We start from the raw sequence: 23,011 nt of genomic DNA, 5'->3' as shown, positions 1-23,011 counted from the left end.
TCGTTTCGATGCGTAACCGGCAGATTGCCGCTTCCAGGATTTTCTCCCGCGCATGATCAGCGAGGGGCGATTTCATACGATGCCAGGACAGTCGAAGACCATCCATCCCGTAACCGGCAGCCGAACGGTTTCCGGCTTCCTGCCGCACCTGCCCCTGCCGGGAACCATTCCCGACAGCCACGTCGCCATCGCCGACATGGCGGACGCCTTCGGCGTCACCCACCGCACCTTGCATTTCTACGAGGAGAAAGGACTGCTCGCCGCCGACAGAATGGGGCCGATGCGGGTCTACGGCCTCGAGGACATCCGGCGAATGACCATCATCAACGCCTGTCGCGAGATCGACATGCCGATCGCCGAAATTCAGGACCTCATGCGGGCGCTGACAGCATGCCAAAGCCAGGGTGACGCCGCGCAGATATTCGAAAACGCGCTGCATGCCCGCAAGCGGGAACTGGCAGCCCAGCAATCGATCCTGCGGCGCCAGATGCAGCGGGTCAGCGAGCTTCTGGAATCGGCGGCGGATGGCGATGGTGGCGAACAGGCCGCCGTGACACCGATCCATCTGTCGCCGATCGAAGCGAAGTGCCTCGCCTTCATGGCCGAAGGCTATCCGGCAAACCGGATCGCCAACCTGATGGACATGGACCTGACCGCCCTGCTGACGCTTGAATCCGACATCATCCGCAAATTCAACGTCAACCACCGCTTCCAGGCGGTCGCCAAGGCGGTGCTGATGGGGCTGGTTTCCGCCGAGTGAACCGTCAGCGCACGATCGTCAAGGTTTCGGCAGCCCGCGTGATCGCCGTATAGAGCCAGCGCTCGCGTGTGTCGCGGAAGGCCCAGCTTTCGTCGAACAGCACGACGTCGTTCCATTGCGACCCTTGAGCCTTGTGCACTGTCAGTGCATAGCCATAGTCGAATTCGTCGTAGCGCTTGCGCGTCGACCACGGAATTTCGCCCTCGACATCCTCGAACGCGGTTTTCAGGAGCTTGATCTTGGCCGCACCGCGATCCATGTCGTCGTCTTCAGGGCGGATCATCAGGTTGATGCCGGGCTTCACCGTCTCCTTGGACGAGGTCATCACCTGCCAGAGAGAGCCGTTGAGCAGCCCCTTGGCCGGGTCGTTGCGCAGGCAGACGAGCTTGTCGCCGGACTGCGGATAGTCGGTCGTGAACCCCTTCAACTCCCGCAGGCGCATATTGTAGCGCCGCCGCGTCTTGTTGGTCCCGACCAGCACCTGGTCGGCGTCGAGCACCAGGCTCTGCGTCACCTCGTTCTTCGAAATCACCCTGGCCGTCGTGCCGTAGTCGCCATGCATGATCTCCTTGCCCTCGCGCACATGCATGGCAAGCTGGATGATCGGATTGTCGCGCGCTTGGCGGTGAATGTCCGTCAGCAGGTAATCCGGCTCCTCGTTGGTGAAATAGCCGCCGCCGGAGACGGGCGGAAGCTGGCCAGGATCTCCAAGCACCAGGATCGGCGTGCCGAAACTCATCAGATCCTTGCCGAGCGCCTCGTCGACCATCGAACACTCGTCGACGATGATCAGCGCCGCCTTGGCGACCGGCGACTGCCGGTTGATGGCAAACATCGGCGCGATTGAGGTCTTGCCGGTCTCCTCGTCGGAGACCTCCTCCTCGCCGCGTGGCCGGTAGATCAGCGAATGGATCGTCCTGGCGTTGGTCGCGCCCTTGGAGCGCAGCACCTGAGCGGCCTTGCCGGTAAAGGCGGCAAACAGCACATCGCCGTCGACATGCTCGGCGAAATGGCGCGCAAGCGTGGTCTTGCCCGTTCCGGCGTAGCCGAACAGCCGGAAGAGCGGCGAGCGCCCTTCCTTCAGCCAGCGCGAAACGGCCTTGAGGGCCTCATCCTGTTGAGGTGCGAATTCCATCGTTGATCTATTGCCCGATTCGCGCGGGCCTGTCGCCCGGCTTACACCTGAAGCCTCGGCCGGCACGCCGCCCGCGCAGCCAAAAGATTCGGGCGTGATAGCGCAACACCGCAAGAAACTGCCACATGCCGCGCATATCGCAAGCACACCGCCCATGATAATAGTCCCATCGAAGCCGCCTCCCAAGCGCTGCCTGTTCTGAATACCGAAAGTGCCGATGTGAGACCCGATCCTGCTGAAGACCCGTCCGCACCCGCAACGTCGGGTATCGGCCGCTGCAATGCCGCGGTGCAATGGTGTCTGCTGCTGCTTCTCTCCGCGATCCTTGCCGGCTGCCTCGAACTCACCGGCATTCCCGCAGCCCTGCTGATGGGCCCCATGGTGGCCGGCGCGATTGTCGGCATGAACGGCGGCACCATCCGTCTGCCGCGGCCGGCGCTTCTTTGCGGCCAGGCCCTGATCGGCACGATGATCGCCGAGACGATAAGCCCCGGCATTCTGGTGACCTTCTTCGCCAACTGGCCGCTATTCCTCGCCATCGTCGCCGCCGTCATCGCGATGAGCACGCTGAGCGGCTTCGTGATGAGCCGGCTGAAGATCCTGCCGGGAACGACGGCGATCTGGGGCTCCTCGGCGGGTGCGGCGACATCGATGCTGGTCATGGCCGATGCCTACGGCGCCGACATCCGCCTCGTCGCCTTCATGCAATATCTGCGCGTCGTCTTCGTCGCCGCCGCTGCCTCGCTGGTCGCGCGCTACTGGGCGCAGGTCGACGCGGCGGGACAGGAGATCATCCGGTTCGGGCCGATCCATCTGGTACCTTTCCTTGAGACCGCCGCGGTTGCCATTGTCGGCGGTTTTCTCGGCAAATGGCTGCGCGTGCCGGCCGGCGTCTTCCTCCTGCCTTTCCTGCTTGGTTCGGTGCTCAGCGTCTCGGGCGTGCTGACGATCGAAATTCCCGAATGGCTGCTCGCGATCAGCTATGCCATGCTGGGCTGGAACATCGGCCTCGGCTTTACCCGGCCGATCCTCGCCCATGCCCGCCGCGCGGCTCTGCCGACGATCATCTCCATCCTCGTGCTGATGAGCTTTTCGGGCCTGCTCGCCTTCGTCCTTGTCAAGGCGGTCGGCATCGACCCGCTGACTGCCTATCTCGCCACCAGCCCCGGCGGCATGGATTCGATCGCCATCATCGCCGCTTCCAGCAAGGTCGACGTGCCCTTCGTCATGGCGCTGCAGACGGCGCGACTGCTGCTCGTCATGGCCGTCGGTCCGTCGCTCGCACGGTTTGTCGCTTCAAGGGCCACGCCGCGGCGATAAGTTTTTCCGCAATGCCGGGAATAAGATGCGGCCCGGATGTGTCTTACGTTCGAACCGGCTCAAAAGGCGGTTCGTTCGGAACGATTTCAAAAGAGGACACATCCAATGAGATTTCTGCCGCTCGCTACTGCCTTTTCAATCGTGGCGGCCGCTTCCGCCTTTGCCGCTCCCCCGGTCCAGACGGTCGATACCGACAAGGGCAAGGTCATCGCCGGGGAAAACGGCATGACGCTCTACACCTACAAGAAGGATGAAAAGGGCGAATCCTATTGCTATGATAAATGCGCCACCAACTGGCCGCCCTATCTCGCCGATGCATCGGCCAACGCCGAAGGCGAGTACACGCTCGTTGAACGCAAGGATGGCAAGAAGCAATGGGCGCTCAAGGGCATGCCGCTCTACTTCTGGATCAAGGACGCGAAAAAGGGCGACGCCACCGGTGACGGCGTAGGAAAGGTCTGGGATGCCGCACGCCCCTGATGAGGGTTCTCGCGCGAAGGGGGCAAGCCCCCCTTCCGCGGAGACGTTTGAAAATCAGGTCCTGTCGCTGGTGCCGTCGCTGCGCCGCTATTCCCGCAGCCTCGCCAAGTCCGACAGCGACGGCGAAGACCTCTTGCAGGATTGCGTCGAGAAGGTTCTCGTCCGCCGCAGCCAGTGGCGCGGCATCAACCTGCGTGCCTGGGCTTTCACGATCATGACCAATCTCTATCGCGACCGCCACCGCCGCTCCAGCCAGCATCCATCCGTCGAATTCGACGAAACGCTGGGCTTGACGGCGGAGGATGTTTCCGGCGACCCGCTGGAAAAGACCCGGCTGCAGCAGGCACTGAACGCACTGACGCCGGAATTCCGCTCGGTGCTCATGCTCGTGGTCGTCGAGGGTTATGCCTATCAGGATGTCGCCGATCTGCTGTCCATCCCGATCGGCACCGTCATGTCGCGGCTGTCGCGAGCACGCCGGCAGATGGCCAAGCACCTTGCCGAGGACAATATTGTTACGCTGCGGAGACCGAAATGACAGACGAACACACCCCGGTCACCGAATCCGACCTGCATGCCTTCGTCGATGGACTTCTCGACGATGACCGAAGGCGTCACGTCGAACTCTTCCTGAAAGACCATCCGGAAGAAGCCGCCGAGGTTCGGCAATGGCAGGCGCAGGCCAAGGACCTGAAAGCCGCCTTCTCCGGCTATGCCCGTTTCGGCGAGAACGACCGCGCTCTCCTGAATTCCAGGACGCAATCCGGGGCGCCGGCATCCGTCTGGCGCAAGGCTGGTCTGCTTGCTGCATCGCTGCTGCTGTTCCTGTCCGGTGCAGCTGCGGGCGTCTATGCCGACAGGCTCTACGCCGGCAACCCGCCCGCCGAGACCGCCTCGGCGCTGGAAAGCCTGCCGCGCCAGTCGAAGACGGCCTTTCTCGTCTATGCCAGCGAAAAGCGTCATCCGGTCGAGGTTGGTGCGGACGACGAGGCGCATCTGATCACCTGGCTCGGCAAACGTCTCGACTACAAACTCGTCGCGCCCGATCTGCGCTCAGAGGGTTTCTCGCTCGTCGGCGGCAGGCTCCTGCCCGTCAATGGCAGGGCCGGCGCGATGCTGATGTACCAGGATGCGGGCGGGCAGCGGCTGACAGTTCTCCTCGGCAAGAACGCCAAAAGCGCTGAAACCAGCTTCCGGTTCGAAACCTCGGGGTCGATTGAGACCTTCTACTGGATCGACGGCGAGATCGGCTATGCGGTCACAGGCGAAGTCACCCGCGCCAAACTGCAGACGATCGCCGAGGAATGCTACCGGCAGTTCGAAAGCTGATCTTTTTCGAAGTTCTGCGTTTCAGCGGAAGAGTTTTAGGATTTGTGCAGCCCGGGCATTCTCCTGAGGCAAACTTGCCACGCGGGCGACTTCCGCCTCGAGGACCTTCTGATCGCTGATATCGCTGATCACGCCGTACCATCGTTCCAATTGGCCTCTTGAATTGAAAAAGGGCTTTGCCCGGCTCGACACCCACCGCCATTCGCCATCATTCCATTTGATGCGGAACTCGGTTGAAAACGGCTGTTGAGACGGCAGCCACGCAAGCCATTCCTGTCTTACCCTTACCCTGTCCTGTTCGTGCATTCGCGCATACCAGTCGGCAATTCTGTCGGCCATCGCACTTGCTTCACCGACCCCGAGCGCCGGACTCATATAATCCACCTCGCCCGAGGGCTTGGCCGCCCATGCGACATTCGGACTAAGCTCAACGGCACGACGGAAGTGTTCCTCATCTGCCTTCAGCGCAACTTGTGCCGCCTTGCGCTGGGTAATGTCGATGGCGGTGATCGACAATCCGATGACATCACCCACGTCATCGCAAACACACTGGCATGAGATGTGGTAGGAACGGCCCGTTGTCCCGTTGCTGTATTCGCGGGACTTGATCGACCGTTTTTCGATGATCCGCTGTATGAGGCGAGTGATCGCCAGCTCGTGACGCGCGGCCAATTGCTCGGTCAGGGAACGGCCGACGAGATCGGCTGCGGGCCGACCAAGAATTTGCGCCAGCCGATCGTTGACGCTGACATATCGCAGATCGAGATCGGCGAATCCAAGCGCGATCGGCGCGTCTTTATAGAGCGCTTCCAGTTGATGGAACCGTTGCAGCGGAGAAACGCACGTCGATTTCCTCGGCATGGCTCCAGCGCGGGGCACAAGCGACCTTGCGATTTCCGACGCAGGCGCCGGTTTGCCGAATAGCCAGCCTTGGGCGATGTCGCATCCAAGGCGTCGCAGGATCGTCGCCTGTTGCTCGGTTTCTACCCCCTCCGCAACAACCGTCATTCCTAAACTTTGGCCAAGGCCGATGACGGAGGCGACGATCTTGCGGCTGCCTGGGTCGGTTTCCATCGTCTGGACGAAGCTGGCATCGATCTTGATCGTCTCGAACGGAAACGCATGCAGCCTGGTAAGACTGGCAAAACCAGTTCCGAAATCGTCGAGTGCGACACCAATGCCGACGGATTTGAATCGCTCGACGGTTGCGAGCGCAACGCCGTCGTCGCCGATCAAGGCACTTTCGGTCATCTCGATATGGACGCGCTGCAGCGGAAAGCCGGTCGGTTCGATGACCGCCATGACGAAATCAAAGAGATCGGGATCGCGAAATTGAAGCGGTGAGAGATTGAAGGCAAGGATCGGTTCACCGGGAAATTGAAGGGCCTGGGTGCATCCCTTGCGAAGAATTTGCCGTGTCAGCGGGCCGATCAGACCGTACCGCTCGGCAGCCGGAATAAAATCGACAGGTCCAATGGCCGGCATAGCGGGATCCACCCATCGCGCCAGAACCTCGAAGCCCACAACCGAGCCATTCGCCAGATCCACGAGAGGTTGGAATGCGGGTTCGAACCGGCTGTGACGAAGAGCATCCTTGAGTTTGGCTAGGGGAACAACTTGTGTCAGGGCAGGTTCTCTCGGAGTGGACTTTGACGCGGCAGCAAAACAGATCACGCTACATTAGCTGACAATGTCTTCATTTTCATTTAAGTCCAGCAGCTGTTGGCCAGCGATCAGCGCAAAACCGGCCCCGAGGTAGGGACCGGAACTGTTCCAGTGCTTCCTGGCCTGACGCCCCGCGATACTCTCGCCAATGCAACAATGCCTTCGCCTCGCGCGCGCCGGCATGAGCCGGGACAATTCACCTCAGAGGGCCGGATCGTTTTCCAGAAGGATCGGCTGTCCGTGCGGCGTTGCTTCCGCCGCCCTTTGCCAGCTTCGGGTGAGATGATCGAGCTGCGCTTCGGAGGTGATCGACAGCTCCGTCACCAGACGCGACAGAGCTGCGACCCAGCAATCGAAATAGTCGCTGCCGTCGGCGCAGCGGCCTGGTTGATAAAGCTCCCGCGACAGAGCCTCGGCCCACTCGCTCCAGGAAAACACGCCCTTCTCGTGCAGGCGCACCGTCATGGCGAAGGCTTCGGCCTGCCATGGCTCGGCAAAGACCGGGTCGCCCTCCAGGGACTTCGGCAGTTCCGGCGACCCCGTCAGGAGGTTTGAAGGTTCATGCGCGTTCAAGATAGCTCTCCCAGGCGTCGATCGAAACTGTCAGCGACGGATCGGCGCCGTCTCCCCAGATTTCCTGCGCCTCAAAAACGACTGTGTAGACCCATTGCGGGTTCTCGCCCTTGCCGTGCGCATTGTCGTCGGGAAAAACGAACGAGCCCTGCACCGCCTCGACGATGCCGGTCTTGGCGCGCGCATAACGCGGCAGGCGCGTATGGGTTTCCGGATTGAAATTGCGGGTCCGCACCCGCTGCCCCACGGCAAACACCGGAGCCTCGGCCACCGGCCGGTCGCAGGGACCGCCCTTTGCCAGCACGCCGGCCACCATGTCCGCCGTCAGGATTCGCTTCGGCTGCGCACCCTTTTCCAGCATCCGGCCCTCGGCCAGCTCCGCGGACGAGACGAACCGGTGCCGCGTAAGCAGCTTTTCCAGCGCGCGTATCCAGATTTCATAGTAGCTGGCGGCGAGATAGGTTGCGGGTGGCAGGCTTTCGCGGGCATGCCGGCTTTCATCGATCGTCCAGGCGCCGAAAGCGCCGCAGGAGAGCGTCAGCCCAAGCGCGCGCTTTTCCCATTCCGCATGGAAATAGGGCTCGTCCTTTTCGGGCGCGACCGGGCCCATCCCATGCTGGCCGCCAAGATCCTGCGCGCCATTCATCGTCCTGCTCCCACCGGTTTGGCCAGCCCCGTGCCGATCATCGAATCGCGCGGCACCAGGTCGGTAAGCGCATCCTGATCGAGCCCTTCCGTTCCCTCCGGCCGTTCCGGAATGACGATATAGCGCAGTTCCGCCGTCGAATCCCAGACGCGGATTTTCTTGGTGTGCGGCAGGGTTAGCCCGAATTCCTCAAGTACGCCGCGTGGATCGATCACCGCGCGTGAACGGTAGGGCGGCGCCTTGTACCAGACCGGCGGCAGCCCCAGCACCGCCCAGGGGTAACAGGAGCACAGCGTGCAGACGACGAGATTGTGCGTCTCGGGCGTATTGAACACCGCCCGCATGTGCTCCCCCTGCCGCCCGCTATAACCGAGGCTGGCGATCGCCGCCGTCGCGTCGCGGCTGAGCCAATCGGCAAAATCGGGTTCGCTCCAGGCCTTGGCAACGACACGGGCACCGTTGCGCGGGCCGATCTTCGTTTCGTAAGTCTCGACGATCGCGTCGATCGCCGCAGGGTCGATCAGCCCCTTCTGCGTCAGCACCGTCTCCAGCGCCTTCACCCGCGCCTGCATATCGGGAAAATGGTTGTCGTGATGGTCGTGGTCGTCGTGATCGTGCATGGCGTCCTCGCATGTCATTGGCTGGTTTCTGTGCTTGGTGCAACGGGCGGCAGTCTCTTGCCCATGTCTCCAAGCAGTAGATTTTCGAAAGCGATAGGCTCCAGCTTGCCCGGCGGCTGGAACGGATTGGAAAAGGCGAAAATGAAAAAGAGCACGACACCGGAATAAGCGCCGAAAATCGACAGGAGAAACATGTGGGTACGGGTCGGGCGATAGACATAGAACGGTATCGAGAGCAGGCACAGCCCGATCAGCGCCGGCGCCCAGAACATTCCTCCAAACCCACCCGCCGCAGTTTCTTCCCGGATCTGGCGGAACTGCGCAATGGAGGCCGCCCGATCACGCATCCTGTTGCTCAGATAGCGTTGCCGGTCCGTCTGCGGCTCAAGCTCGAGCAGGCGATCAAAAGCGTCGTTCCACTGTATCCAAGCTTTGGGAGACAGGCCCTGACGGGCCCCCAGCATGTCCCACTCCTCGCCCACCACGGTCGCCACGTAATTGGCCAGGTCATGCTGGACCGGCGCCACCTCCGTCCCGCCATATCGCCCGATATCGTTGTAGACATCGGATATCGCCACCGCCTCCTCCATCAGGTTGTTGCGAATCCCCTTGTAGTCGTCGAGTTCCTGGGCATAGACCAGAGCAAGGATCAGGCCGTGCAAGGCGGCGATACGCACGGCAACCGTTGCCGCCGCATCATGGGTTCGATCGCCTTCCAGGGCAGGATTGAGCAATGTGCGCGCCACGAAATAGCAGCAAAAGACGATCGCCAGCGCCCCGGAAACGAAAGCGAAGCCCACGACGATCGAGGTAACAAGGCCCCCCGGCATGCTCACCCCCATCTGCCCTGAATTCGGCGGCGTTGGTCGATTCGACCTGAAATCATCCGGCTCTAGCGCAGCATCGGCCAAAGGCTGGCGACGAGCAAGACCGCCATCGTGATATTGAACCATTTCAGCCGGCCCGGATCGGACAGCCATTGCCTGAGCGCCGAGCCGAAGCCGGCCCAGGTCGAGACGCTCGGCACGTTGACGAATGCAAAGACGATGCCGACCCAGACGACGCTGGCGAGATAGCTTTGCTGGCTCGTGTAGGTCGCCATTGCGGTAACGGCCATCACCCAGGCCTTCGCATTGATCCACTGGAAGGCGGCGGCCTCCAGGAAGGTCATCGGCACGGCATTGCCTTTCCCTTCGGAAAGGCTCCGCGACGTCCCGATTTTCCAGGCGATCCAGACGAGATAGGCGCCGCCCGCGAATTTCAGCACGGCATAGAGCAGAGGCACTGAATGCAGAAGCGCGCCAAGGCCGAGACCGACGGCGATCAACAGCGACAGGAAGCCTGCGCCAATGCCGAGCATGTGCGGAACGGTGCGGACAAAGCCGAAATTCACGCCCGATGCGAACAGCATCATGTTGTTCGGCCCCGGCGTGATCGATGTCGTGAAAGCAAAAAGAAACAACGCCAGTAGCGTGTCGGCCTGCATGGAAACCTCCCGAATTTTAGGTCAAACTAGCTAACCTATCGGCGGGGGCCACCCAAAACTTGTCACCGTGACAAGACGCGGCGACTGTTGGCTTCGACGTTTTTGCGGCACGGCCTTTGCGCTGCCACGATATGCCTTAAATGAGACATCGACCGTTCCTACGACTGGGCCGATCTGCGGCCGAAAGAGGATTCCGATGCACGACGCCATTCCGACCACCACCCTTCCCAACGGCGGGACCGTTCCCGTGATCGGTCAGGGCACCTGGCACATGGGCGAGCGCAAGGCGAGCGCCGCCGAGGAAGCCAAGACCCTGCGGCACGGGCTCGACCTCGGCATGACGCTGATCGACACGGCGGAAATGTATGCGGACGGCGGCGCCGAGCGGGTCGTCGCCGAGGCAATCAGGGGCCGGCGCGCCGACGCCTTCGTCGTCAGCAAGGTTCTGCCCACCAATGCCAGCCGCGACGGCACCACCAAGGCCTGCGAGGCGAGCCTGAAACGGCTCGGCACCGATCATATCGACCTCTATCTGCTGCACTGGCGCGGCCGCTACCTGCTTTCGCAAACGGTCGACGCCTTCGAGACGCTGCGGCAGGCTGGCAAGATCGGCGCCTGGGGCGTCTCCAATTTCGATTCCGACGATATGGAGGAACTGTTCGCCGTGCCGGAGGGCGGCAACGTCGCGACCAATCAGGTGCTCTACAATCTCAACCGCCGCGGCATCGAATATGATCTCCTGAAGGACAGTCAGGCCCGCGGCATCCCGATCATGGCCTATTCGCCGCTCGATGAAGGCCGGCTGTTGCGCCATCCGGAATTGATCCATATCGCCAAGGCGCATCAGGCAACCGTCGCCCAGATCGCCCTTGCCTTCCTGATCCGCAACCCCGGCGTCATCGTCATCCCGAAGACCGGGATGCCGGAACGGGTCCGGGAAAACCGGGCGTCCGTCGAGGTGCATCTGACCGCGGACGATCTGGCAATCCTCGACAGGGTCTTCCCGCCGCCGGCAAGAAAGATGCCTTTGGAGATGATCTAGGCGCAAGGCCGGCGATCTTGAGCGCCGGCCTTGCGCATTGTCTTACATTCCCTGCGGGCCGCGGTTCATCGCCGCGATGCCGGTGCGGCAGACCTCGATGACGCCGAGCGGCTTCATGATGGCGATGAACTGGTCGATCTTCGATGACTTGCCGGTGATCTCCAGGATGAAGTGCTCCAGCGTGGCATCGATCACCTTGGCGTGGAAGGCATCCGCCAGGCGAAGCGTTTCCGCCCGGCTCTCGCCGTGCCCGCTGACCTTGACCAGCGCCACTTCGCGCTCGATCGGCCGGTCATGGCCAAGCTCGGCGGCCCGCACCGTCAGGTCGACGACCCGATGGACCGGCACGATGCGCTCCAGCTGTGCCTTGATCTGTTCCAGCACATGCGGCGTGCCGCGCGTCACGATGGTGATGCGCGACAGGTGCGTCTGGTGTTCGGTTTCCGAGACGGTCAGGCTCTCGATATTGTAGCCACGGCCGGAAAACAGGCCGATGACGCGGGCAAGAACGCCCGGCTCGTTATCGACGAGAACCGAAAGCGTGTGGTTTTCCGCCTTCTCGGTTTCCTTGGCGATGAAATAGGCGGAGCCGGTCGGCTGAAGATGTGCGTTCATGATCTTGTCCTTTTCCTATTCATCAAACCAGCGCGCGGCCCTTGGCGTCGATCGCGTTGGCGACCGCCTCGTCCGTGGCTTCGTCGGGCAACAGCATCTCGTTGTGCGCCTTGCCCGAGGGGATCATCGGGAAGCAGTTGGCGAGATTGGCGACGCGGCAATCGAAGATCACCGGCGCCGGGCTGTCGATCATCTGCTGGATGGCCGCATCGAGTTCGCCCGGTTTTTCGCAGCGGATGCCGACCCCGCCATAGGCTTCGGCCAGCTTGACGAAGTCGGGCATGGCTTCGGTATAGGAATTCGACAGGCGGTTGCCGTGCAGCAGCTGCTGCCACTGGCGCACCATGCCCATGTACTGGTTGTTCAGGATGAAGATCTTGACCGGCAGGTTGTACTGCACGGCACAGGACATTTCCTGAATGCACATCTGAATCGAGGCGTCGCCGGCGATGTCGATGACGAGGCTTTCCGGATGCGCGACCTGGACGCCGACCGCCGCCGGGAAGCCGTAGCCCATGGTGCCGAGGCCGCCCGAGGTCATCCAGCGGTTCGGCTGCTCGAATCCGTAGAACTGTGCGGCCCACATCTGGTGCTGGCCGACTTCGGTGGTGATATAGGTGTCCCGGTGCTTGGTCAGTTCATAGAGCCGCTGGATGGCGTATTGCGGCATGATGACCTCGTCGCTCGACTTGTAGGCGAGCGAATTGCGGGCCCGCCAGCGGGCTATGCCGGCCCACCAGTCATCGAGGCGGCCCTTGTCCCCGTCCTTGGCGGTCGAAGCCCGCCACAGGCGAACCATGTCCTCCAGAACGGAGCCGACATCGCCGAGGATCGGCACGTCGACGCGCACGTTCTTGTTGATCGAGGACGGATCGATGTCGATGTGAATCTTCTTCGAATTCGGCGAGAAGGCATTGAGACGGCCGGTGATGCGGTCGTCGAAGCGGGCGCCGATGCAGACCATGACGTCGCAGTCATGCATCGCCATGTTGGCCTCGTAGGTGCCGTGCATGCCCAGCATGCCGAGCCAGTTCTTGCCAGAGGCCGGATAGGCACCGAGGCCCATCAGGGTCGAGGTGATCGGGAAGCCCGTCAACTCTACCAGTTCGCGCAGCAGATGCGAGGCCTCCAGGCCGGAATTGACGACGCCGCCGCCGGAATAGATGACCGGACGACGGGCGCCCTTCATCAGTTCGATGGCCTGCTCGATGCGGCGCATGTCGCCCTGCACCTTCGGCTGGTAGCTATGCTGGACCTTTGCGGCCGATGGCGGTGTATAGGTGCCGGTGGCGAACTGGACGTCTTTCGGGATATCGACGACGACCGGTCCAGGACGGCCGGACTGGGCGATGCGGAAGGCTTCATGGATGATGCCGGCCAGCTGGTTGACGTCCTTGACCAGCCAGTTGTGCTTGGTGCAGGGCCGCGTGATACCGACCGTGTCGCATTCCTGGAAGGCGTCCGAGCCGATCAGCGATGTCGGCACCTGGCCGGTCAGGCAGACGAGCGGGATACTGTCCATCAGCGCATCCTGAAGCGGCGTGACGGCATTGGTCGCACCCGGCCCGGAGGTCACCAGCATGACGCCGACCTTGCCGGTCGAGCGGGCATAGCCTTCAGCCATATGGCCGGCGCCCTGCTCGTGGCGCACGAGGATGTGCTGGATATCGTCCTGCTGGAAGATTTCGTCATAGATCGGCAGGACGGCACCGCCCGGATAGCCGAAAATATGCTCCACGCCGTTGTCCTTCAGTGCCTGAAGAACAATTTCCGCCCCTGTCATCTGATTTTCTGTGCCGCTCATTGGCCTGTTTCCGTCCATGTTTCGCGATTTTGGCTGTGAGTATCGTGTTTGAAGGCATAAAAAAAGGCCCCGTGAGGGCCTCGTGTTTGCGCATGGGTGGCTATTGCCGGATGGTTACACCATCCTGCCCATGCGCCGCCCCACCACAAGAATTGCAACGATCTTTTTCATGGGGCGCAGTGATAACCAGAAATGGCGACCCCGTCAACGCCTTTCCCGAAAACAACCGACACGGGTCCAAAACGGCACAAATTAACCCAAGCCCAAGAAACGACTTATTAAATCCCTTCCGATAATATAGCGAACTCTTGGCCAGAGGTTTCGCAGTGCTGAACAGTGACCTTCATTCGTCGATCAGTGCAGGAGAACAGGATCGGCGCGATGCTCTGACACGGGGCAATCGCTTCCTCGGTCGCGTTGTCGCGTGCAGCGGGTCGCGGGCAATGATTGCTGCCGTGGCCGAAAAGGGTGAGACCTCGCTGACCGAACTGTGGTCCGTCGGCAAGCTGATCTCGATCAGCGTCGGCAACAACCGCGTCGTCGCGCTGGTCTATTCGATGCAGACCGTCACCAATGAGTGGGGCGAGGAACTCGACAACGTCTTCCGCATCGAAGTCGAACTGATGGGCGAAGTGCATGTCGGCGCTTCCGGGCGCGAGGAATTTTCCGCCGGCATCAGTCAATACCCCCATCTCGGCGCCATCGCCCACCGCATCCGCTCCGCCGACCTTGCCCGCATCTACGACACGGGCAAGAACGATGTCTGCGTCATCGGCAAGCTCACCCAGGATGAAAGCCTCGATGCCGCCATCCATGTGCCCTCGATGCTGTCCAAGCATTTCGCCATCGTCGGCACCACCGGCGTCGGCAAGTCGACGGCCGTCAGCCTGCTGCTGCGCAAGGCGATCGCGGCCGATCCGAAGCTGCGCGTCCTGATCCTCGATCCGCACAATGAATTCGCTGCCGCCTTTCCCGATATTGCCGTCGTCGTCGACACGGACAATCTCGATCTGCCCTTCTGGCTGATGAAGCTTGAAGAATTCGCAGAAGTGATCTTCCGCGGCCGGCCACCCGTTCCAGAAGAGCTCGATATCCTGCGCGACGTCATTCCGGAGGCAAAGAGGGCGTTCAAGGGGGCGGCGGAGAGCGGCCTTGCCCGCCGGACCAGCGAAAAAAGCTCGATCACCGCCGATACCCCGGTCCCCTACCGTATGGCCGACCTGCTGGCGTTGATCGATGAGCGCATCGGACGGCTGGAAGGCCGCGGCGACAAGCCGTACCTGCGCTCGCTGAAGGTCAAGGTGATCGGCGCGATCAACGATCCGCGCTATAACTTCATGTTCTCGTCGAACACCATCACCGACACGATCCTCGAGACCATCGCCAAGATCTTCCGTATTCCCGGCGATGGCAAGCCGGTGACGACATTCCAACTCGCCGGCATTCCCTCGGAAGTCGTCAATTCCGTCGCTTCGGTGCTCTGCCGGATGGCGTTCGAAATCGGCCTCTGGAGCAATGGCGGCGTGCATATGCTGGTCATCTGCGAGGAGGCTCACCGGTATGTCCCGGCCGATGCCAGCCTGGGCTTCGTTCCGACCCGTCAGGCAATCGCCCGCATCGCCAAGGAAGGCCGCAAATACGGCGTCTCGCTCGGCGTCGTCACGCAGCGCCCCGGCGAACTCGATCCGACCATCCTGTCGCAGTGCTCGACGGTCTTTGCCATGCGCCTTTCCAACGACCGGGACCAGGACATCATCCGCTCGGCCATCCCGAACTCGTCGATCTCCTCGACCAGCTTCATCTCCTCGATCGGCAATGGCGAAGCAATCGCCTTCGGCGAGGCGGTCGCCGTGCCGATGCGCATGCGCTTTACCCGTGTTGACGAAAAGAACCTGCCGAAAGCCAATGGCGTCGGCGTCAAGGCAACGGACGAAACCCCCGACACAGTCGACCTGCGCTCGGTGGTGGCTCGGATGCGTGCCCTGAATGGTCCGGACATCTCAAGCTTCCAGCAGGCCTATTCGGCGAGCCTCGGCCTCGATGAAGACCTTGCAGCCCCTGCCTATCCCGACGCCGACAGCAGCAGGCCTCCAGGACTGATTGCAGAAGCTCGGAACGAGCCGTCCACGCCGGCCATCGAACCGTACAACCCGGCCATGCTGCCGCGCGCGGAGCCGGTCAATCCGCAGCTCGAGCGCTTCAACCAGATCCGCAATCAATTGCTCTCGGAAGACCTTCCAGCTCAACCGAAACCGGAGCCTTACCAGGCGCCACCGCCGCGCGCCGCCCCAAGCTTTGCCCAGCCCGGAACGGACCTGCCCCGCCCATCGCTGCGCGAAAGCTTACTGAAAAAACCGCTGAGCAGCATCATCCGCAAGTAGGTCTGCTGCGGTTTGGTATGCGCCGACAGATCAGATCCCGGTACCGGAGAGCCGTAAACGGCAACTGCGCCTAGAGCCCCTGGGCGTTGCTTAGTACCAGCGTCCTCGGCCGTACCAGCCGCCGCCTAGGAGAAGAATGATAACAAGGATGATGAGAAGTGTGGTGATATCCATGTACGCCTCCCGGGAGTACCTAGTCATCTCGGTCGCTGCTGCGCGGTGCGTTGCTTACGGTGGTACTCCAACCCCATATTAACGTCCAGCATCAGGGTTAGTTGCATCGTCAGCGTCCGAATCCCAGCGCAGCCAGCTCTCGTCCAGTTGATTTCGAAACCAGGTCATCTGCCGCTTGGCATATTGACGCGTGGCGGCGGAGGCAGTTTCGATCACCTCGGCCTTCGTCATCGTCCCGGCCAGCATGGCGGCAATCTGCGGCACGCCGATCGCCTTCATCGCCGGCATCTCTGCCTTCAGATCAAGGGACAGCAGCGCCTCGACCTCCTCGACGGCACCGCCATCCAGCATCTGGGCAAAGCGCCGGTCGATCCTTCGGCGCAGCACGTCACGTTCCGGCAGGACGACGATCTTCAGCGCTTTTGCCGGATCGATGGCGACCGGCCCCTGCCGTGCCTGGAAGACCCGGATGGACTGCCCGGTGGCTTCGAAGATTTCAAGCGCCCGCGCAATGCGCTGGCCGTCGCCCGGCCGCAGGGTCTCGGCGGTTTCCGGATCCTTTTGCGAAAGGATGGCGTGCAGCGCCTCGGCACCCTCTTCCTGCAGGCGCTTGCGGACATCGTCGCGTATGGCGGCCGGAACCGCTGGCATGTCGGACAAGCCGCCGGTCAGCGCCTTGAAATAAAGCCCGGTGCCGCCGACGAAAACCGGAATGCGCCCCTCGCCGCGCACGGCCTGCAGGACCTTGACTGCATCGCGAAACCATTCGCCGGTGGAATAGAGCTGCGACACAGGAACATGGCCATAGAGATGGTGCGCAATGCCCTGCATGTCCTGTTCGAACGGCCGCGCCGTCAGCACATGCAGCGTATCGTAAACCTGCATGCTGTCGGCATTGATGACCACACCATTATACCGCTTCGCCATTTCCACGGCGAAAGCGGACTTGCCGCTGGCGGTCGGCCCGGTTATCAGGATCGCGTCCTGTCCAATCTCAAGGTTTTTCATCATGGCCTTCGTTGCCACGCTTGTTGCCAATCCGTCAAACCCCGTTCTGACACCGGCGCTCGCCGAAGAAGCCGCGGCCGCCGTCGATGCGTCCGGCCTCTACTGGCTCGCCGACGGTATCGCCTGCGACATCGCGCTGAAGGATGGCATCAATCCCGATTGGCAGGAAGCGCTGCTGCGCGGCGTCGTCGGCGATGCGCCGGTCGATGTCATCGTCCAGCAGTCCGAGACGCGCCGCAAGAAGCTTCTGATCGCCGATATGGATTCGACGATGATCGGCCAGGAATGCATCGACGAGCTTGCCGCCGAAGTCGGCCTCAAGGACAAGGTCGCCGCCATTACGGCGCGCGCCATGAACGGCGAGATCGCCTTCGAGCCGGCGCTGATCGAGCGCGTGGCTCTGCTCAAGGGGCTGCCGGTCACCGTCGTCGCCGACGTCATCGCCAGGCGCATCACACTGACATCCGGCGGCAAGGAGCTCATCGCCACCATGAAGGCCAGGGGCTATTACACAGCGCTGGTTTCCGGCGGCTTCACCGTCTTCACCGGCCCGATCGCCGAAACACTCGGCTTCGATGAAAACCGCGCCAACATCCTCCTCCAGGAGGGAGGCTACCTGACCGGCACCGTTGCCAAGCCCATCCTCGGCAAGCAGGCCAAGGTCGACGCGCTCGTCGACATCTCGGCCCGGCTCGGCATTTCGACGGCCGAGGCGCTTGCCGTCGGTGACGGCGCCAACGACCTCGGCATGCTGCATCTCGCCGGATCCGGCGTTGCCCTGCATGCCAAACCCGTCGTCTCGTCGCAGGTAAAAATCCGCATCGACCACGCCGATCTCACCGCCCTCCTCTATATCCAGGGCTACAGGAAAACGGACTTCGTTCTTTGATCGTCCTGGAAACGGCAAGACTGCGCATCCGCAACTGGCGGGAGACAGACCGGCCGCTCTTTGCCGAAATCAACGCCGATCCGAAGGTGATGGAGTTCTTTCCGCGCCGGCGCTCGCGCCAGGAATCCGACGCCCTGATGGACGAGGTCCGGCAGCGGATCAGCGAAACCGGCCTCGGCTTTTTCGCACTGGCGCTACGGGATACGGATGAGCCGATCGGCTTTCTGGGGCTCGCCCGCACTGATCTGGAGCCGTTCCTGCCGGACGGCACGGTCGAAATCGGCTGGCGGCTGGCTGTTCGCTTCTGGCGCCAGGGCTATGTCACGGAGGCGTCACGAGCGATGCTCCGGCACGGCTTCGAAAAGCACGGCCTTGCCGAAATCGTCTCCTTCGCGGTGGCAAGCAACACGCGCTCGACGGCGGTGATGCAGCGCATCGGCATGCGGCGAGACCCGGCGCGTGACTTCGAACATCCGCGGGTGCCGGACACGGCCCCGCAGCTCAAGCACCATGTGCTCTATGCCATCAGCCGAAAGGAATGGCCGGCACGATAAAGGCGGACTTTGCGGCCCGCCTTCTGATTTCGTCCGCAATCGCGCCTGTAGAACGCCTCCGCGTCATACCGGAGGCGCGGCGCCGCAGCCGCGAGCGCCTATTCCATCCGCACGGTGACGAACCGCAACTCGCCAGCCTTGTTGGCAATCATCAACAGCGCGTTGCGTCGGCCGTCGGCTTTCAGTTCCTCGACCCGTGCCGATACGTCCTCCGGCGTCTTCATCGCCTCCTGGCCGATTTCGACGATCACGTCGCCCGGCGCGATCCGCCGTTCGGCCGCGGCCGACTGTGGCTGGACCTCGGCAATAACGACGCCTTCGACATCCTCGGAAATGCCATAGGTCTTGCGGCTTTCCGCGTCGAGTACGGCGAGCTTCATGCCGAGCACGATATCGGATGCCGGCAGGTCTGCCGCCGGCGGCTCGGCCTGGTCGGTTCCTTCCTGGGTTTGCGGGTTCTGATCCGCCTCGGCGCCCGCGAGGTTTTCACCATCTTCGAGCCGGCCGAGCGTCACCTTGACTGAGATCTCCTTGCCGTCGCGAATGACGACGACGTCGACAGCCTTGCCGACCGGGCTTTCGGCGACCGCGCGCGGCAGGTCGCGCATTTCGACGACATCGCGCCCGTCGAACTTGACGATGACGTCACCCGTCTTGATCTGGCCGCCGTCGGCCGGCCCGCCCTTGATGATGCCGGCAATGAGCGCCCCCTTCGGGGTTTCCATCTTCAGGCTTTCGGCAATTTCGTCCGTCACCGGCTGAATGCGCACGCCGAGCCAGCCGCGATGGGTCTCTCCGAATTCCCTGAGCTGGTTGATGATGTTCTGCGCCAGTTCCGTCGGCACGGAAAACCCGATGCCGATCGAGCCGCCGCTCGGCGAAATGATCGCCGTGTTGATGCCGATCACCTCGCCCTTCATGTTGAACAGCGGACCGCCGGAATTGCCCTTGTTGATGGCCGCATCCGTCTGGATGAAGTTGTCATACGGCCCGGCATTGATGTTGCGGCCGCGCGCCGAAATAATCCCGACCGTCACCGTTCCGCCCAACCCGAAGGGATTGCCGATCGCCATCACCCAGTCGCCGATGCGCATCTGGCGGGAATCGCCGAACGGAACGGCGGTCAGCGGCTTTTTCGGCTCCACTTTCAGGAGCGCAAGGTCGGTCTTCGTGTCGGTGCCGATCAGCTTGGCCTTGAGCTTGCTGCCATTGGCGAAGTTGACCTCGATGTCGTCGGCGCCCTCGATCACATGGTTGTTGGTGACGATGAAGCCGGTGGGGTCGATGACGAAGCCGGAGCCGAGCGAATTGACGGTGCGCTGGCGATTGCTTCCCTCGCCACCCTGGCCCTTGAAGAACTCGTCGAAGAAATCCTGGAAGGGCGAGCCTTCCGGGACCTGCGGCATCGGCGCCTGGTCGTCGTTCTTCACATTCTGCGAGGTCGAAATGTTGACGACGGCATCGAGCAGCCCGGCGGCCAGGTCGGCGACCGAATCCGGCCCCTGCTGGGTCGCAACCGGCGCCTTTGTCTGCGCCTTGGCGACAGACACAAGCGGCACGGAATTCATCGCGAGCGCGGCACTTGCCGCCAACGTCGCGGTGCGGAGGAAGGAAGCGCGGATGGACAAACCCATGGGGTCCTCTCGATTAGGGGTGACACGTCGGAGAAAGACGGGCCGGCAGCAGGTCGTTCGTCGTGCCGGCGCGCGTGACAGCTGCGGGATCGCATCTCCGCCAGCCTTCCGCCGCCAATGTGGCCTAGATTCTGTCTGAAGATAAGGCGGATTTGGGACGCGTCCAGTCATCTTTTCGTTAGCACTGAAAAGCCTGAGTGGCCGCGGACAGGTTCAGCTGGTGATGTCGTGGCCATGCGCCTTCAATGCCGCCACGGCCTTGTCCAGGTCCGAACCCATGATGAAGACGTAATCGGTGCTGAAGGTCGAATTGGCGAAGATGCCGACGCCCGCCTCCGTCAGAGGGTTGAGCACGGAGGCAAGCACGCCCGGGACTTCGAAGCTGAAATGCTGCTCTATGCGCAGGCAGCGCCAGCCGCCGGATGACTGCACGCCTGGGGGAATGCGCGCGGCCCGGCACACCAGCGTCATCTCCTCGCGCGAACTTGATACGGTCCAGAACCCCGGTCCCATCAACCATTCCGGCAGTGGCGTCCCGATATTGAGCCTGGTGATCGCATATTCGGCGTCCACCAGACGGATCAGCAGTTTATGTGTCATTTTCTATCCTCGAACCATCCAGACAAGTGCCACGCCGATGGCGACGGAAACAAGTCCGAACAGCCGCAACTGTTGCTCCGGAATATGAGGCAATCGTTTCGCCATTTCCACCAAAACCAAAGGGGCCAGTGCGTACACCAGCCCCTCGATGATCAGGAAAAATGCAATTCCCGTCAGAAAATCACTCATTGAGCCGATCAGTTTCCGGTCGCAGGCTGAGCGGCAGGCGGAACGGCTGCTCCGTCCGAGCTATTGAAATAGCGGAAGAATTCCGAGTCCGGCGACAGCACAAGCGTCGTATCCGGGCTGCCGATCGCCTGATCATAGGCCGTCATCGAGCGGTAGAACTCGAAGAACTGCGGATCGCGGGCAAAGGCATCGGCAAAGACGGCGGTCCGCTCGGCTTCACCCTGACCGCGAAGGATTTCCGAATCGCGCTGCGCTTCGGCAACGAACTCGACAACCTGGCGGTCGGCAACCGCTCTGCGCGTTTGACCCTTCTCGTTGCCGCGAGCTCGGATCAACTCGGCTTCGGCCAGACGCTCGGCCTTCATCCGCTCGAAAGTCTGCTGCGAGACCTCCTGCGTCAGGTCGGTGCGGCGGATGCGGACATCCTCGATGTTGAGACCGAGCGATTCGGCATCGGTCTTCAGATCGGCGCGCACTTCGCGCATCATCGATGCCCGCTCGTCGGAAAGCGCGGATTCAAAGCCGCGAAGACCGTAAACCCGGCGCAGCGACGCGTCGAGGCGGGTGCGCAGCCGCGATTCCGCCGATTCCCGATCGCCGGAAACCGTTTCGCGGAAACGCCGGGCATCGGCGATCTTGTAGACGACGAAGGCATCGACCTCATAGAACTTGCCGCCGGAGACCTGAACGCGGATGTTGTCGAGATCGAAGCGCAGGGCCTGCCTCTCGACATACTGTACGCGGTCGGCATCCATGAAGGCAAAGGGAAGCTTGAAATAGAGCCCCGGCTCGCTCTTGACGTCCTTGATCTCGCCGAAACGAACGACGATCGCCTGCTGACGCTGGTTGACGATGAAGACGGAGGAATAGGCCGTCATCAGCACAAGCGCGAGAGCGATCAGAATATAGGGGAGACGGTTGTTCATTACTGGGCCCCTCCCGACTGCGCGGGCTTGCCGATTTCATTGAGCGGGAGATAGGGCAGGACGCCCTGCCCGTTCTTCTCGTCGAGGATGACCTTCCTGGACTTGCCGAGGACATTCTGCATGGTTTCGAGATAGAGGCGCTTGCGCGTCACGTCGGGCGCCTTGGCATAGGCGTCGTAGACCGAGATGAAGCGCTGCGCCTCACCCTGCGCTTCCTTGACGACGCGGCCCTTGTAGGCGGCTGCCTCTTCGCGGAGCTGGGCGGCCTGACCGCGGGCCTTGCCGAGCACCTGGTTGGCATACTGGTTGGCCTCTTCGACAAACCGGTCTTCGTCCTGCTCGGCGCGCTGCACTTCGTCGAAGGCATCGGCCACTTCGCGCGGCGGTGCTGCATCTTCAATGGCAACCGTGTTGACGGAAATGCCGGCGCCATAGCTGTCCATCGTCGCCTGGATCGTCGTCTTCACGTCGGCCGCGATCGCCTGACGGTTATCGCGGAAGATGTCCTGCGCCGGGCGGCGACCGACGACTTCGCGCATGGCACTTTCGGCAACCTGCTGCAGCGTCTCTGCCGGGTTCTCGACATTGAAGAGGTAGGCCTTCGGATCGGTCACGGAAAACAGCACGGAAAATTGCACGTTGACGATGTTCTGGTCGCCGGAAAGCATCAGACCGGCCGAGGACTGGCTCGCCAGGCTCGACTTGCTGCCGATATTCTGCTGCTGCTCGGTGATCTTGACCAGCTCGACCTTTTCAAGCGGCCAGAAATGATAGTGCAGGCCCGGCATGGAAATTTCTTCCTTGGGCTTGCCGAACCGCATTTCCACGCCGCGCTCGTCGGGCTGGACGGTGTAGATCGAATTGATCAGCACGAAACCGACGATGAGCAGGCCGATGATGGCGGCAACGCCACCGTTGAAGCCGCCCGGAACAACATTTTTCAGCTGATCCTGTCCCCGGCGGAAGATTTCCTCCAGGTCCGGCGGGCCGCCATTGCCGCGGCCACCGCCGCGCGGGCGGTTCGGCCCCTGTCCCCAAGGACCCTTATTTCCGCCGCCGCCGCCCCAAGGACCGCCGCCGCCGCCGTTCTGATTGCTCCAGGGCATTCATACCTCTTCCACGAAAAAAATTCCAGGATCGACACCCTGCGGACACGCCGCTGGCCGTGATGTGAACCCGTT

24 protein-coding genes are annotated in these 23,011 nt (G+C 62.2%); 9 read left to right on the top strand and 15 right to left on the bottom strand.

The features are described 5' to 3' along the window. Nucleotides 1-79 precede the first annotated feature (79 nt). Nucleotides 80-760 (top strand): MerR family transcriptional regulator, encoded by a 681-nt coding sequence (locus tag A3AY_RS0103765; RefSeq protein WP_026203075.1) that lies wholly within the window; start codon nucleotides 80-82, stop codon nucleotides 758-760. A gap of 4 nt (nucleotides 761-764) precedes the next feature. On the opposite strand, the gene A3AY_RS0103760 is transcribed toward A3AY_RS0103765, so the two are convergent. Further along, a complete protein-coding gene (locus A3AY_RS0103760) occupies nucleotides 765-1,895 on the bottom strand; it encodes an ATP-dependent DNA helicase (protein ID WP_018324345.1) in 1,131 nt (376 codons plus the stop codon). Between the two features lie 219 nt (nucleotides 1,896-2,114). On the opposite strand from A3AY_RS0103760, the gene A3AY_RS0103755 reads away from it, so the two are divergent. From A3AY_RS0103755 to A3AY_RS0103740, 4 genes are all read left to right on the top strand, one after another. Beyond that, a complete protein-coding gene (locus tag A3AY_RS0103755; protein WP_018324344.1) occupies nucleotides 2,115-3,215 on the top strand; it encodes an AbrB family transcriptional regulator in 1,101 nt (366 codons plus the stop codon). Between the two features lie 105 nt (nucleotides 3,216-3,320). Continuing rightward, nucleotides 3,321-3,695 (top strand): COG4315 family predicted lipoprotein, encoded by a 375-nt coding sequence (locus tag A3AY_RS0103750; RefSeq protein ID WP_018324343.1) that lies wholly within the window; start codon nucleotides 3,321-3,323, stop codon nucleotides 3,693-3,695. Continuing rightward, nucleotides 3,679-4,233, top strand: coding sequence for an RNA polymerase sigma factor (locus A3AY_RS0103745; protein ID WP_018324342.1), 555 nt, complete (start codon nucleotides 3,679-3,681; stop codon nucleotides 4,231-4,233). The genes A3AY_RS0103750 and A3AY_RS0103745 overlap by 17 nt, the downstream gene beginning before the upstream one ends. Continuing rightward, on the top strand, nucleotides 4,230-5,024 hold the full coding sequence (locus tag A3AY_RS0103740) for an anti-sigma factor family protein (protein ID WP_018324341.1): 795 nt from the start codon (nucleotides 4,230-4,232) through the stop codon (nucleotides 5,022-5,024). Before A3AY_RS0103745 ends, A3AY_RS0103740 begins: the two co-directional genes overlap by 4 nt. Nucleotides 5,025-5,045: 21 nt before the next feature. Here the strand turns inward: A3AY_RS0103740 and A3AY_RS34440 are convergent, their stop codons facing one another. The 6 genes from A3AY_RS34440 to A3AY_RS0103705 all read right to left on the bottom strand — a co-directional run bounded on the left by A3AY_RS34440 (nucleotide 5,046) and on the right by A3AY_RS0103705 (nucleotide 10,014). Beyond that, complete coding sequence (locus tag A3AY_RS34440; protein ID WP_085995002.1) at nucleotides 5,046-6,698, bottom strand: sensor domain-containing phosphodiesterase; 1,653 nt, start codon at nucleotides 6,696-6,698, stop codon at nucleotides 5,046-5,048. A 192-nt stretch (nucleotides 6,699-6,890) separates the two neighbouring features. Continuing rightward, nucleotides 6,891-7,262 (bottom strand): nitrile hydratase accessory protein, encoded by a 372-nt coding sequence (locus A3AY_RS0103725; RefSeq protein WP_018324338.1) that lies wholly within the window; start codon nucleotides 7,260-7,262, stop codon nucleotides 6,891-6,893. Beyond that, nucleotides 7,249-7,908, bottom strand: a complete 660-nt coding sequence (gene nthB / locus A3AY_RS0103720) for a nitrile hydratase subunit beta (RefSeq protein ID WP_018324337.1) — start codon at nucleotides 7,906-7,908, stop codon at nucleotides 7,249-7,251. Before nthB ends, A3AY_RS0103725 begins: the two co-directional genes overlap by 14 nt. After that, nucleotides 7,905-8,528, bottom strand: coding sequence for a nitrile hydratase subunit alpha (nthA, locus tag A3AY_RS0103715; protein ID WP_018324336.1), 624 nt, complete (start codon nucleotides 8,526-8,528; stop codon nucleotides 7,905-7,907). Before nthA ends, nthB begins: the two co-directional genes overlap by 4 nt. Nucleotides 8,529-8,542: 14 nt before the next feature. Further along, nucleotides 8,543-9,358 carry a bestrophin-like domain gene (locus A3AY_RS0103710; protein WP_018324335.1) on the bottom strand — a complete coding sequence of 272 codons (816 nt, stop codon included), beginning with the start codon at nucleotides 9,356-9,358 and terminating at the stop codon, nucleotides 8,543-8,545. Between the two features lie 62 nt (nucleotides 9,359-9,420). Continuing rightward, nucleotides 9,421-10,014 carry a LysE family translocator gene (locus A3AY_RS0103705; protein WP_018324334.1) on the bottom strand — a complete coding sequence of 198 codons (594 nt, stop codon included), beginning with the start codon at nucleotides 10,012-10,014 and terminating at the stop codon, nucleotides 9,421-9,423. A gap of 196 nt (nucleotides 10,015-10,210) precedes the next feature. On the opposite strand from A3AY_RS0103705, the gene A3AY_RS0103700 reads away from it, so the two are divergent. Next, the gene (locus A3AY_RS0103700) at nucleotides 10,211-11,056 is read left to right on the top strand and encodes an aldo/keto reductase (RefSeq protein ID WP_018324333.1); all 846 of its coding nucleotides are present in this window, start codon (nucleotides 10,211-10,213) and stop codon (nucleotides 11,054-11,056) included. Between the two features lie 42 nt (nucleotides 11,057-11,098). On the opposite strand, the gene ilvN is transcribed toward A3AY_RS0103700, so the two are convergent. Both ilvN and A3AY_RS0103690 read right to left on the bottom strand, forming a co-directional pair. Next, nucleotides 11,099-11,671 (bottom strand): acetolactate synthase small subunit, encoded by a 573-nt coding sequence (ilvN, locus tag A3AY_RS0103695; protein WP_018324332.1) that lies wholly within the window; start codon nucleotides 11,669-11,671, stop codon nucleotides 11,099-11,101. A gap of 22 nt (nucleotides 11,672-11,693) precedes the next feature. Then, nucleotides 11,694-13,475 (bottom strand): acetolactate synthase 3 large subunit, encoded by a 1,782-nt coding sequence (locus A3AY_RS0103690; protein ID WP_018324331.1) that lies wholly within the window; start codon nucleotides 13,473-13,475, stop codon nucleotides 11,694-11,696. 326 nt (nucleotides 13,476-13,801) lie between these two features. Here A3AY_RS0103690 and A3AY_RS0103685 point away from each other — a divergent pair, with 326 nt between their 5' ends. Beyond that, nucleotides 13,802-15,856 (top strand): ATP-binding protein, encoded by a 2,055-nt coding sequence (locus A3AY_RS0103685; RefSeq protein ID WP_018324330.1) that lies wholly within the window; start codon nucleotides 13,802-13,804, stop codon nucleotides 15,854-15,856. Between the two features lie 252 nt (nucleotides 15,857-16,108). Here A3AY_RS0103685 and miaA read toward each other — a convergent pair whose 3' ends face one another. Beyond that, entirely contained in the window at nucleotides 16,109-17,041 is a 933-nt protein-coding gene (miaA, locus tag A3AY_RS0103680; protein WP_040668160.1) for a tRNA (adenosine(37)-N6)-dimethylallyltransferase MiaA, read from the bottom strand. Between miaA and serB the strand changes: the two genes are divergently transcribed. Then, nucleotides 17,040-17,927 (top strand): phosphoserine phosphatase SerB, encoded by an 888-nt coding sequence (gene serB, locus A3AY_RS0103675; protein ID WP_018324328.1) that lies wholly within the window; start codon nucleotides 17,040-17,042, stop codon nucleotides 17,925-17,927. The two genes, miaA and serB, sit on opposite strands and share 2 nt — an antisense overlap. Then, nucleotides 17,924-18,481, top strand: coding sequence for a GNAT family N-acetyltransferase (locus A3AY_RS0103670; RefSeq protein ID WP_018324327.1), 558 nt, complete (start codon nucleotides 17,924-17,926; stop codon nucleotides 18,479-18,481). Before serB ends, A3AY_RS0103670 begins: the two co-directional genes overlap by 4 nt. Before the next feature lie 98 nt (nucleotides 18,482-18,579). Here A3AY_RS0103670 and A3AY_RS0103665 read toward each other — a convergent pair whose 3' ends face one another. The 5 genes from A3AY_RS0103665 to hflK all read right to left on the bottom strand — a co-directional run bounded on the left by A3AY_RS0103665 (nucleotide 18,580) and on the right by hflK (nucleotide 22,936). Continuing rightward, complete coding sequence (locus A3AY_RS0103665; RefSeq protein ID WP_018324326.1) at nucleotides 18,580-20,115, bottom strand: DegQ family serine endoprotease; 1,536 nt, start codon at nucleotides 20,113-20,115, stop codon at nucleotides 18,580-18,582. 213 nt (nucleotides 20,116-20,328) lie between these two features. Then, nucleotides 20,329-20,715: an ACT domain-containing protein gene (locus A3AY_RS0103660; RefSeq protein WP_018324325.1), complete on the bottom strand. Its 387-nt coding sequence runs from the start codon at nucleotides 20,713-20,715 to the stop codon at nucleotides 20,329-20,331. A gap of 3 nt (nucleotides 20,716-20,718) precedes the next feature. Then, nucleotides 20,719-20,904: a DUF2065 domain-containing protein gene (locus tag A3AY_RS0103655; protein ID WP_018324324.1), complete on the bottom strand. Its 186-nt coding sequence runs from the start codon at nucleotides 20,902-20,904 to the stop codon at nucleotides 20,719-20,721. A gap of 8 nt (nucleotides 20,905-20,912) precedes the next feature. Further along, the gene (hflC, locus tag A3AY_RS0103650) at nucleotides 20,913-21,830 is read right to left on the bottom strand and encodes a protease modulator HflC (protein ID WP_018324323.1); all 918 of its coding nucleotides are present in this window, start codon (nucleotides 21,828-21,830) and stop codon (nucleotides 20,913-20,915) included. Further along, nucleotides 21,830-22,936: an FtsH protease activity modulator HflK gene (hflK, locus tag A3AY_RS0103645; protein WP_018324322.1), complete on the bottom strand. Its 1,107-nt coding sequence runs from the start codon at nucleotides 22,934-22,936 to the stop codon at nucleotides 21,830-21,832. Before hflK ends, hflC begins: the two co-directional genes overlap by 1 nt. Nucleotides 22,937-23,011 lie beyond the last annotated feature (75 nt).

Source organism: Rhizobium giardinii bv. giardinii H152 (genome assembly GCF_000379605.1).
Classification (GTDB): Bacteria; Pseudomonadota; Alphaproteobacteria; order Rhizobiales; family Rhizobiaceae; genus Pararhizobium; species Pararhizobium giardinii.
This window is presented reverse-complemented; position numbering and strand designations above follow the sequence as displayed.